Origin of the sequence: Streptomyces sp. NPDC046977 (assembly GCF_040644455.1) — a bacterium.
GTDB lineage: Bacteria > Actinomycetota > Actinomycetes > Streptomycetales > Streptomycetaceae > Actinacidiphila.
This window is the reverse complement of record NZ_JBEYWO010000021.1, coordinates 115,533-126,901: the sequence shown is the minus strand read 5'-3', so window position 1 is coordinate 126,901 and position 11,369 is coordinate 115,533. Positions and strand designations below refer to the sequence as shown.

At 74.2% G+C, this 11,369-nt stretch carries 9 protein-coding genes; 3 read left to right on the top strand and 6 right to left on the bottom strand.

Annotation, left to right across the window (positions count from 1 at the left end; all coding sequences use genetic code 11):
- Nucleotides 1-13 precede the first annotated feature (13 nt).
- Complete coding sequence (gene hutU / locus ABZ883_RS28300; protein WP_360910927.1) at nucleotides 14-1,690, bottom strand: urocanate hydratase; 1,677 nt, start codon at nucleotides 1,688-1,690, stop codon at nucleotides 14-16.
- Between the two features lie 114 nt (nucleotides 1,691-1,804).
- Here hutU and ABZ883_RS28295 point away from each other — a divergent pair, with 114 nt between their 5' ends.
- A complete protein-coding gene (locus tag ABZ883_RS28295) occupies nucleotides 1,805-3,076 on the top strand; it encodes a diaminopimelate decarboxylase (protein WP_360910925.1) in 1,272 nt (423 codons plus the stop codon).
- A 1,149-nt stretch (nucleotides 3,077-4,225) separates the two neighbouring features.
- Here the strand turns inward: ABZ883_RS28295 and ABZ883_RS28290 are convergent.
- The 3 genes from ABZ883_RS28290 to ABZ883_RS28280 all read right to left on the bottom strand — a co-directional run bounded on the left by ABZ883_RS28290 (nucleotide 4,226) and on the right by ABZ883_RS28280 (nucleotide 7,152).
- Complete coding sequence (locus ABZ883_RS28290; protein ID WP_360910923.1) at nucleotides 4,226-4,783, bottom strand: hypothetical protein; 558 nt, start codon at nucleotides 4,781-4,783, stop codon at nucleotides 4,226-4,228.
- A gap of 101 nt (nucleotides 4,784-4,884) precedes the next feature.
- A complete protein-coding gene (locus ABZ883_RS28285; RefSeq protein WP_360910921.1) occupies nucleotides 4,885-5,739 on the bottom strand; it encodes a MurR/RpiR family transcriptional regulator in 855 nt (284 codons plus the stop codon).
- A gap of 63 nt (nucleotides 5,740-5,802) precedes the next feature.
- On the bottom strand, nucleotides 5,803-7,152 hold the full coding sequence (locus ABZ883_RS28280) for an acyl-CoA synthetase (RefSeq protein ID WP_360910919.1): 1,350 nt from the start codon (nucleotides 7,150-7,152) through the stop codon (nucleotides 5,803-5,805).
- 93 nt (nucleotides 7,153-7,245) lie between these two features.
- Between ABZ883_RS28280 and ABZ883_RS28275 the strand changes: the two genes are divergently transcribed.
- A complete protein-coding gene (locus ABZ883_RS28275; RefSeq protein ID WP_360910916.1) occupies nucleotides 7,246-7,689 on the top strand; it encodes a hypothetical protein in 444 nt (147 codons plus the stop codon).
- Nucleotides 7,690-7,701: 12 nt separating this feature from the next.
- On the opposite strand, the gene ABZ883_RS28270 is transcribed toward ABZ883_RS28275, so the two are convergent.
- Both ABZ883_RS28270 and ABZ883_RS28265 read right to left on the bottom strand, forming a co-directional pair.
- Entirely contained in the window at nucleotides 7,702-8,520 is an 819-nt protein-coding gene (locus tag ABZ883_RS28270) for an inositol monophosphatase family protein (RefSeq protein ID WP_360910914.1), read from the bottom strand.
- Nucleotides 8,521-8,886: 366 nt separating this feature from the next.
- Complete coding sequence (locus ABZ883_RS28265; protein WP_360911037.1) at nucleotides 8,887-10,272, bottom strand: cystathionine beta-synthase; 1,386 nt, start codon at nucleotides 10,270-10,272, stop codon at nucleotides 8,887-8,889.
- Nucleotides 10,273-10,474: 202 nt separating this feature from the next.
- Between ABZ883_RS28265 and ABZ883_RS28260 the strand changes: the two genes are divergently transcribed.
- Complete coding sequence (locus tag ABZ883_RS28260) at nucleotides 10,475-11,308, top strand: LuxR C-terminal-related transcriptional regulator (RefSeq protein ID WP_360910912.1); 834 nt, start codon at nucleotides 10,475-10,477, stop codon at nucleotides 11,306-11,308.
- Nucleotides 11,309-11,369 lie beyond the last annotated feature (61 nt).

Below are 11,369 nucleotides of genomic sequence, written 5' to 3'. Positions count from 1 at the left end.
TGGAACGAGGAGGTCACGCGGTTCCGTCCTCGCGCATCGGGACGCGCACCCCGCGCTCGGCCGCGACCTCCTCGGCGCGGTCGTAGCCCGCGTCGACGTGCCGGATGACACCCATGCCGGGGTCGTTGGTGAGCACGCGGCGGATCTTCTCGCCCGCCAGCTTGGTGCCGTCGGCGACGGTGACCTGGCCGGCGTGGATCGAGCGGCCGATGCCGACGCCGCCGCCGTGGTGGATGGAGACCCAGGAGGCGCCGGAGGCGACGTTGACCATGGCGTTGAGCAGTGGCCAGTCGGCGATGGCGTCGGAGCCGTCGAGCATGGCCTCGGTCTCGCGGTACGGGGAGGCCACCGAGCCCGCGTCGAGGTGGTCGCGGCCGATGACCACCGGGGCGGCCAGGGTGCCGTCGGCGACCATCTCGTTGAAGCGCTCGCCGGCCTTGTCGCGCTCGCCGTAACCGAGCCAGCAGATGCGGGCGGGCAGGCCCTGGAAGTGGACGCGCTCACCGGCCATCTTGATCCAGCGGGCCAGCGACTCGTTCTCCGGGAAGAGCTCCAGGATCGCCTTGTCGGTCTTGGCGATGTCGGCCGGGTCGCCGGACAGCGCCGCCCACCGGAAGGGGCCCTTGCCCTCGCAGAACAGCGGGCGGATGTAGGCGGGGACGAAGCCGGGGAAGGCGAACGCCCGGTCGTAGCCCGCGAGCTGGGCCTCGCCGCGGATGGAGTTGCCGTAGTCGAAGACCTCGGCGCCGGCGTCCATGAAGCCGACCATGGCCTCGACGTGCAGGGCCATCGCCTCGCGCGCCCGCTGGGTGAACTCGGCGGGCTTCTCGGCCGCGTAGGAGGCCATGTCCGCGAAGTCGACGCCGACCGGCAGGTACGCCAGCGGGTCGTGCGCGGAGGTCTGGTCGGTGACGATGTCGATGGGCGCGTCCATGGCCAGCAGCTGCGGCACCAGTTCGGCGGCGTTGCCCAGCACGCCGATGCTGAGCGCCTTGCGCCGGTCGCGGGCCTCGGTGGCCAGGGTGAGGGCGTGCTCCAGGGAGTCGGCCTTCACGTCCAGGTAGCGGTGCTCGATACGGCGCTCGATGGCGCGCGGGTCGACGTCGATGCAGATGACGACGCCGCCGTTCATGGTGACGGCGAGCGGCTGGGCGCCGCCCATGCCGCCGAGCCCGGCGGTGAGGGTGATGGTGCCCGCGAGGCTGCCGCCGAACTTCTTCTCGGCGACGGCGGCGAAGGTCTCGTACGTGCCCTGGAGAATGCCCTGGGTGCCGATGTAGATCCACGAACCGGCCGTCATCTGGCCGTACATGGTCAGGCCCAGCGCTTCCAGGCGGCGGAACTCCTCCCAGGTGGCCCAGTCGCCGACCAGGTTGGAGTTGGCGATGAGCACACGCGGCGCCCACTCGTGGGTCTGCATCACGCCGACCGGGCGGCCCGACTGGACGAGCATCGTCTCGTCCTGTTTCAGGCCCTGGAGGGTGCGGACCATCGCGTCGAAGGAGCGCCAGTCGCGGGCGGCCTTGCCGGTGCCGCCGTACACGACGAGCTTCTCGGGGTGCTCGGCGACCTCCGGGTCGAGGTTGTTCTGCAGCATCCGCAGCGCGGCCTCCTGCTGCCAGCCCTGTGCGGTGAGCGCGCTGCCGCGCGGTGCGCGCACGGTCCTCGGTCCGCTGCCGGTTGCGGTCATGCCCCTGCCTCCTCGCGACTGGATTGAATCATTCACATCCTTGCCTGGTGAATAGCCCCAGTCAACCGGGTCTCTTCCCCTGAGGGAATTGTCCGCCCGCGCCACCATGGAGGCATGAGCCGACGGGGGAACGTCCTGCGCGCCGCCGTGGAACACGGACTGGTCGGACCGGAGCAGCCGGTGGCCGGCCTGCTGGACCTGGACGGGATCCGCGCCTCCGCCGCGGCCCTGCGGGAGGCGTTCGCCGTGCCCGGCACCGAGGTCACGCACACCTTCGCCGTCAAGGCGGCCTCCCTCGTACCGGTGCTGCGGCTGCTGGCGGAGGAAGGCATCGGGGCCGAGGTCGCCAGCCCCGGCGAACTCGCCCTCGCCCGGGCGGCGGGCGTCCCGGCGGACCGCACCGTCCTGGACTCCCCCGCCAAGACACCCGCCGAACTCGCCGAGGCCCTCGCCCTCGGCATCGCCGTCAACGCCGACAACTTCCAGGAACTCGCCCGGCTGGACCGGCTCGTACGGCCCGGAACGGCCCCGCCCCTCGGACTGCGCGTCAACCCGCAGGTCGGCGGCGGCAGCATCGGCGCGATGAGCACCGCCACCGCCACCTCGAAGTTCGGCGTCGCCCTGCGCGACGAGGGCGCCGCCGACCGGGTCGTCCGGGCCTTCCTCGACCGCCCCTGGCTCACCCGCCTCCACACCCACACCGGCTCCCAGGGCGTCCCCCTGGAACGCATGGCGGCCGGCGTCCGGGCCACGTACGAACTCGCCGAGCGCATCAACCAGGCGGCCGGACGACAGCAGGTCCGCGTCATCGACATCGGCGGCGGCCTGCCGGTCGACTTCACCACCGACGAGGTACGGCCCACCTTCGCCGAGTACGCCGGGATGCTGCGGGCCGCCGTTCCGGGGCTCTTCGACGGGCGCTACGGGCTCGTCACCGAGTTCGGCCGCTCACTGCTGGCCCGGCACGGCACGGTCCTCGCGCGGGTCGAGTACACCAAGTCCGCGGGCGGCCGGGCCATCGCGGTCACCCACGCCGGCGTGCAGGTCGCCACCCGCACCGTCTTCGCCCCGCAGTCCTGGCCGCTGCGGGTGCTGGCGCTCGACGCCAAGGGCGTCGCGAAGCAGGGTGAGCCCGTGCTCCAGGACATCGCCGGCCCCTGCTGCTTCGCGGGCGACCTCGTCGCCTCCGCGCGCGCCCTCCCCCTACTGGAGGAGGGCGATTTCGTCGCCCTCCTCGACACCGGCGCCTACTACTTCTCCACGCACTTCGCCTACAACTCCCTCCTCCGCCCCGCCGTCCACGGCCACACCGGCGACCCCCCGCGCTTCCGCACCCTGCGCCGCGCCCAGACCCTCGCGGAACTCGTCACGGAATCCGGCGGCTGAGCGGCGGCGCGGGGCGCCGCACCACCGGGCCGACCGCGCCCGTGCCCCCCCACCCGCCGGCGGTGCCGGGCCCTCCGGGCCGACCCACGCCCCGGCGACGTTCTCCTCGTCCCCACCGAACTCGCGCCTGCGGCGCCCGGCCAGCGGGCCGCAGCTGCGCCACGCGGAACGCCACCGCGGCCGAGCCAACCCGGCTCGGACGGCTGCGCCCGGGCCGAAGCCGCCGCACGCCCGCCGGCATCGCCCGGTCGACGTCGCGCAACTGCGCCGCTGGGCACGGCCCCGGGGAACACCACCGTGGCCTGGCGGGTCGGCTGAGCGCCGGAACTGCACGAGCGCGGGACGAGCCCGACCCGGACCGCCGCACGACCACGGCTGCACGCGCCGGCCCCGAGCCGCACGCAACACCACAGGGCCCGAAGCGGGCGCGGGGCCGGACGACCGCACCAGGGCACCCCGGGCCGAAGCCTCCACACACCCGGCAACCCCGCCACGGCCGCACCGATCCAGCGCCTGCCTCTCGGACTGCCGCACCACAGGGCCCTCCGGCGCCCGTCAACGACTCCCCGTCCGCACCGAACTCGTGCCCGCGCCCCGCGCCACCAGGACCGGGGACGAACACGAACTGGACGACCAGATCGACACGACGGGCGGACTGCGCCTGCACCGCACGCAACACCACAGGGCCCGAAGCGGGCGCGGGGCCGGACGACCGCACCAGGGCACCCCGGGCCGAAACCTCCACACACACCCGGCAACCCCGCCACGGCATCGCCCGGCCAACGGACGACAGCCGAGCCGCACAGACCCCGCGGAGCGATGCCGGGGCCGAACCGCCCACGCGTCCGGCGGCAGCACTCACGCCTGTATGGCCAGGTCAACGACCGACGGCTGAGCCACACAGGATGCCGCACCATGGGTCCCTCCGGGCCGAACGCACGCCCACCCGGCCGGACGGCGCGGGACGCCGCACCGCCGCGGCACCTCGGGCGGAACCGCCCGCGAGGTCGGTCGGCGACGTCACCGCGAGCCAAGGTCACCCGGCGATCGTTGCGCAGGCCCGCGCAGCAGGCCGCACGGGAACCGGTGGACGGCGGCACAGGGCTCGACCGCCCGCACGGGACGCGCGGCCCCGCGGCCGGAGGCCGGTCAGCGGCGGGTGCCGCCGGGGGCGGCGTCGCCGGCGGCCGGGCCGGTGGCCTCGTAGGACGGGACGGACGGCGCGGCGGGGCCGCGGCCCGCGTGCTCGGGGCGGACCCAGATCAGTTCGTCGTGCGCGCGCTCCCACCGGCCTATGCCGACCGCCTTGGCCCACAGGCCCGCGCCGAGGCCGGCGAGCAGCATGCCGCCCGCCGCCGGGACGGCGACGCTGGAGGCGAGAGCGACGGCGAAGGCGCCCAGCAGCCACCAGCGGCGGGAGCGCGCCCAGCCGCGGGCCGTGACGCGGCGGTCCTGGAGAAACACCGACCTCGGGGCGCGCTCCGCCCGCCCGGCCAGGGCCGCGTAGCGGCGGCGTCGGACGAGGAAGGCGGCGAAGGCGGCCACGACGAACAGGGCGGCGCCGCCGAGGACGCCGATGCGCCGCCCGGTCAGGCCGGGGACGAAGACCCCGATGCCCGCCGCGAGGACCCCGAGCCACCACAGCCAGCGTGCTTCCGTCCGTACCAGGACCGCGACCCTTGCCAGCACATACGTTCCGCGTACCACGTCCTGCCCCTCCCTCGCGTTCCGTCACATGTCGAGGGGGGAGGTTACTCGGCGAACTTCAAGATTCCGTGAGGAGAACGGGAGCCTTTTCCGGCCCGCCGTCATTCCACGAACAGGCCCGCGGCCGCCGCCTTCGCGTCGAACTCCTCCAACCGCGCCTGGGCGTCGGGCAGCCCGTCGCACATGGCCTCCAGCAGCATCCGCCCCAGCAGCATCGGGGCGCACGCGGTGTCGAAGGCGAGGCCGGTGCCGACCGCCGCCGGGAGCAGGATGTCGGAGTGCGCCGCGACCGGCGCGAAGGCGCTGTCGGCCACGGTCACGACGGTGAGCCCCGCCCCGCGGGCGTACGCCAGCGCCTCGACGACCTCGCGCGGGTGCCGCGGCAGGGCGAAGCACAGCAGCGCGCTCGCGCCGGCCAGCACCGCCGCGTCGACGCGGTCGGCGAGCATGCTGCCGCCCTCGTCGAGCAGGCGCACGTCGGGGTGGACCTTGCCCGCGAAGTAGGCGAAGCCGCGGGCCTGGGCGGCGGCGGCGCGCAGGCCGAGCACGAGCAGCGGCCGCGATCCGGCCAGCAGCGCGCCGGCCCGGGCGACGGGCGCCGGGTCGGCGAGGAGGGCCGCGAGATGCCGCAGGTTCTCGATCTCGGCCTGGACGGCCTCCTGGTACTCGTTGTACGTGTCGCCCGCCGGCCGGCCCTCGGGCACCGCGGCGGGGACGACCTCCCGCAGGTGGCGGCGGAGCGCGGGGTAGCCGTCGAAGCCGAGGGCGACGGCGAAGCGGGTCACGGAGGGCTGGCTGACGCCGGCGAGTTCGGCGACCTCGACACTGGACAGGAAGGGCGCGTCGACCGCGCGCCGCACCAGGCAATGGGCGATGCGGCGCTGGGTGGGTGTGAGGCGGTGGGCCTCGAACAGCTTCATCAGACGCGCCGACGCGGTGTCGTTGTCCGTCGACATCTGGTCTCTCCCCGTCCGTTGCCGCTCCTCCGGCAAGCGTGCCATGCCGTGCGGCCCGCGCACCTACGCGGGCGGCAGCAGCTTCTTCTGGGGCTTGCCCATCGCGTTGCGCGGCAGTTCGGCCAGGAAGCGCACCTTGCGGGGGCGCTTGTGCACCGACAGGTGCCCGGCGACGAAGTCGATCAGCTCCCGCTCGGTCACCCCTTCGGCGACGACGTACGCGACGATCTCCTGGCCGAGGTCCGCGTGCGGCGCGCCGACGACCGCCGCCTCCCGCACCGCGGGGTGGTCCAGCAGCGCGTTCTCGACCTCGCCCGCGCCGATGCGGTAGCCGCCGGACTTGATCAGGTCGGTGGAGGCCCGGCCGACGATGCGGTGCATGCCGTCGGGGTCGACCGCCGCGATGTCGCCGGTGCGGAACCAGCCGTCCTCGGTGTAGGAGGCGGTGGTGGCCTCGGGGCGGCCGAGGTAGCCGTCGAAGAGCGTCGGACCGGTCAGTTGCAGTTCCCCGATCTCCTCGCCGGGCTGGGCCGCGATCCGGGTGCGGATGCCGGGCAGGGGGAGGCCGACTGACCCGGGCCGCCGCTCGCCGGAGGCGCGGGTGCTCACCGTGATCAGGGTCTCCGTCATGCCGTAGCGCTCGACGGGCCGCTGCCCGGTCAGCGCCTCCAGGTCCCGGAAGACCGGCGCGGGCAGCGGCGCGCTGCCGGAGACCAGCAGCCGGGCGCCGGCGAGCGCCTTGGCCGCCTCCGGCTCGGCGGCCACGCGGCCCCAGACGGTGGGGACGCCGAAGTACAGGCTGCCGCCCGCCTCCGCGTACGCCTGCGGGGTCGGGCGCCCGGTGTGGACCAGGCGGCTGCCGGTGCGCAGCGCGCCGAGCACGCCGAGCACCAGGCCGTGCACGTGGAACAGCGGCAGGCCGTGGACGAGGGTGTCCTGCGCGGTCCACTCCCACGCCCCGGCGAGGGCGTCCAGGTCGGCGGCGATCGCGCGGCGCGGCACGAGGACGCCCTTGGGGGCGCCGGTGGTGCCGGAGGTGTAGAGCAGGAGGGCGGTGGTGTCCGGTCCCGGCTCGGGGCCCTCGAAGGCCGCGCTCTCCGCGAGGTCGACCGGGGGCGCCTCGACCGCCCCGGAGTCCGCGAGGATGTGCCCGCGCTCGGCCGGGCCCGCGTCGGGCGGCACCGGCACCACCGGCACTCCCGCGAGCAGTCCGCCGACGACCGCGACGACCGTCTCCAGGGTCGCGGTCGCGTGCACGGCCACCGCGGGGGCCCCCGCGATCCGCCGTGCCACGGCCCCGGCCGCGGCCAGCAGCCCTTCGCGGGAGGTGGCGGACCCCGCGACGACGAGTGCGTCGGGGCGGTCGCCGTGGTCGCCGTACAGCGCGGTCAGCAGGGGCCTGGATGCGGTCACGGCACGACCCTACTGGGGAGGGGGGAGCGCCCCTGAGAGAGTTCGGGGGTTTCCCCCAGTGCCCCGGCGCCCCGCCGTCCGTACGGTGGCGTCATGGACGCCCGCGACCCAGAGCTGAAGAAGGAATTCGCCGCCACCCTTCAGGCGCGCAAGGACCTCGGCGAGGAGTACGAGTCGGCGCTCGTCGACTCCTTCCTGGAGAAGATCGACCAGCGCATCGACGCCCAGGTCGAACGGCGCGTGCGCCGTGAACTCGCCGAGCACCAGACGGCGTTCGCCCGCGCCGGCCGCCAGGTCGGGCCGCGCGGCGACGAGGGCCGCAGCCGCTTCGGCGCGCGCTACGGCTTCGCCGGCTTCTCCCTCATCATGGCCATCCCGCTCTCCGCGATCGGCGCGAGCGAGCACCTGCCCGGGCTGCTCATCGCCTGGGCCGGGATCGTGGGCGTGAACGTCGCCCAGTCGATGGGGTTCCTGTTCGCCGAACGCGAGCAGGACCGGCGCGCCCGCCGCAGGAACCCGGACGCCTGGGAGGACTGACCCCGAGGAGCGTCAGCGCGCGAACAACGCCACGACCCGCTCCGCCGCCGCCTTGTCGCGGGCCGCCGCGAACTGCTGCGGCCCGCCCGCCATACGGAAGGGCAGCCCGTCCGCGGACAGCACCGTGCCGCCCGCCTCGGTGACGAGGAGCACGCCCGGGGAGTGGTCCCAGGGGTTGTCGTAGGCGTACGTGGCCGCGTCGAGCCGGCCCAGGGCCACGTCGAGGTAGTCGCAGCCGGCCGAACCGCTCGCGCAGGGCTTGATGCCGTGCCCGGGGCCGAGGTCGTACAGGGCGCGGTGCTGGCCGGGGGTGAGGTTCGCCGGGCGGGCCCCGGCGACCAGCAGCACCTCGTCCGGTGCGTCCGGGGCGGCCGGCAGCCGCAGCGGGCGCCCGCCGGACCGCGCGCCCTCGCCGCGCCGCGCGGTGGCCAGGACACCGTCCACCGGCCGGTAGACCCAGCACGCCAGCAGCTCGCCGCGGGCGGCGAGCGCGACCTGGGTGACGAAGGAGGCGTCGCCGCGGACGAAGTTGGAGGTGCCGTCGACCGGGTCGACGATCCAGACCGGGGCCTCGCCCAGCCAGGCGTCGAGCAGCCCGGGGTCGCCGTGCACGGCCTCCTCGCCGATCACCGCGGAGCCGGGGAGCAGGTCGGTGAGGATCCGCGTGAGGCGTTCCTCGACCCGGCGGTCGGCGACCGTGACCAGGTCCCGCGGCCCCTTCTTCTCGCTGATGTCGCCCGCGGCGAGTCTCCCGAAGCGGGAGAGCGCCTCCTCGTCGGCGACGGCGCGGACGGATTCCTCGACGGCGGCGAACACGTGTGCGTTGATCACGCGGACTCTTTACCAGAAGAGCGGCCCGCGTCGTGACGCGGGCCGCTCCTGGACGCCTTGCGCGGGGACCGCCGCACCCCCGGTCGCCCGGGGGGCGGGACGACGGCGGTCCCCGCGAGGGACGTGGGCCGGGTCAGGGCCTGGCCATGCACGTCCTGGGGTCACCAGGGGAAATCCGGGAGCCGCTCCGGAGGTCCGAGGTGCCACATCCACGCTGCCGGCGGGCCGTCCGGGGGCTGCCCGTCCGTCCTGCCGACATCCACCAATGTGCCGGAGCCGTGTTAAGACCGTGCTGCGCGGACGTGACGCGGATGTACCACTTCTGCAAAACCCTCGCCGCTCCCGCGCAAGGCCCCCGCCATGCGGCTACTTGGCGGTCCCGGCGAGGAACGCCAGCAGGTCCTGCCTGCTCACGACGCCCGTGGGCTTGCCCTCGACCAGGACGACGGCCGCGTCGGCGGTGCCGAGGACGGCCATCAGGTCGGCGACCGGCTCGCCCGAGCCGACCTGCGGCAGCGGCGCGCACATGTGCCGCTCCAGCGGGTCCTCGAGGGTGGCGCGCCCGGTGAACAGCGCGTCCAGCAGCTCGCGCTCCACGACGGAGCCGATGACCTCGGCGGCCATGACGTCGGGGTGGCCGGCGCCCGGCTTGACGATCGGCATCTGCGAGACGCCGTACTCGCGCAGCACCTCGATGGCCTGGCCGACGGTCTCCTCGGGGTGCATGTGCACCAGGTGCGGCAGGCCGCCGTCCTTGCGGTCCAGGACGTCGGCGACGCGGGCCTGGCCGCTGCCCTCCTCCAGGAAGCCGTAGTCGGCCATCCACTCGTCGTTGAAGATCTTCGACAGGTAGCCGCGGCCGGAGTCCGGCAGCAGCACGACGACCACGTCGTCCGGGCCGAGGCGCTCGGCGACCCGCAGCGCCGCGACGACCGCCATGCCGCAGGAGCCGCCGACCAGCAGGCCCTCCTCCTTGGCCAGGCGCCGGGTCATCTGGAAGGCGTCCTTGTCGGAGACGGCCACGATCTCGTCGGCGACGGTGCGGTCGTAGGCGGTGGGCCAGAAGTCCTCGCCGACGCCCTCGATCAGGTACGGGCGGCCGCTGCCGCCGCTGTAGACGGAGCCCTCGGGGTCGGCGCCGACGACCTTGACCGCGCCGTCGGAGGCGTCCTTGAGGTAGCGGCCGGTGCCGGAGATGGTGCCGCCGGTGCCGACGCCCGCCACGAAGTGCGTGATCCGGCCCTCGGTCTGCTCCCACAGCTCGGGGCCGGTGGAGTGGTAGTGGGAGGCCGGGTTGTTGGGGTTGCTGTACTGGTCCGGCTTCCAGGCGTTCGGGATCTCACGGACCAGGCGGTCGGAGACGTTGTAGTACGAGTCGGGGTGCCCGGGGTCCACGGCGGTGGGGCAGACCACGACCTCGGCGCCGTAGGCGCGCAGCACGTTGATCTTGTCGGTGGACACCTTGTCGGGGCAGACGAAGACGCACTTGTAGCCCTTCTGCTGGGCCACGATCGCCAGTCCCACGCCCGTGTTGCCGGAGGTCGGCTCCACGATCGTGCCGCCCGGCTTGAGCTCGCCGCTCTTCTCCGCGGCCTCGATCATGCGCAGCGCGATCCGGTCCTTCACCGAGCCGCCGGGGTTGAAGTACTCGACCTTGGCCAGGACGGTGGCCTGGATCCCTGCGGTCACGCTGTTGAGCCTCACGAGCGGGGTGTTGCCGACGAGGCTGATCATCGAGTCGTGGAACTGCACCATTGTCTCCGGGTTCTCCGAGATTGTGAGGCCAGGGTAAGCGGTTTTCGGGCGTGGCGGCCGCTCCCCCGGGAGCCGGTCGCCGCACGCTTCACACGGGTGTTACGTACGCCCCGGAAGGTCCGGAGGTAGAGTCGCACCGTGGCGCGATCACGACACGTCGCACCTACGACACCGGGCCAGTACAACCGGGGGGTGAGCCATGACCGAGCGGCACCCGAACCGCACCGGGGCCGGCCCGGACACCGCCGACTACGCCGCCGCGCTCAGCGGTCTGGCCGCGGTGGAGTCCGGCCTCGCCGCCGTGCGCGAGCGGCTCACCGCGCTCGCCGCCGCCCGTCCTTCGCGACCGGCCGAACCGGTGATGCCCGGGGGCATCGCCGAGGTCGTCCACGGCGAGGCCGAGCAGCAGCACATCATCGAACAGCTCCAGCGCGAGGCGCGCAAGGAGGTGCTGACCTTCGTGCGGCCGCCGTACGTCTCCTCCGAGGGCAACTTCGTGCAGAAGGAGCGGCTGGCCTCCGGGGTCGAGTACCGCTCGCTGTACGAGACGACCGCGCTGGTCTACCCGGGCGCGGCCGACATGCCCGGCTTTGTCGAGCCCGGCGAGCTGGCGCGGGCCGCGCCGACCGTGCCCATGAAGCTGATGATCGTCGACGCGGAACGAGCGCTGCTGCCGCTGTCCGGGGGCCGCGACCGGTCGGTGGTCTCGTCCGCCGGGCTGCTGCTGCTGCACCCGTCGGTACTGGTGGACGCCCTGCTGGAGCTGTTCGAGGACCGCTGGCTGCGCGGCACGCCGCTGCGGATGCCGGTGGTGGGCGACGCGGAGGAGGACCCGGAGTTCCCCGGCTCCCCCGAGCTGGACGAGCAGCTGCTCTCGCTGCTGATGTCGGGGCTGCCCGACAAGGCGATCGCCTCGCAGCTCGGCATATCCCTGCGCACGCTGCAGCGCAGGATCCGGTCGCTGATGGAGTCCACGGGCACCGCCAACCGCACCCAGCTGGCCTGGTTCGTCGCGCAGCAGCGCCTCACCTGAAGAACGGTTGCGCCGGGCATCGGACGGGGCAACAAGGTGTTGTAAGCATTGCGGGCCGACG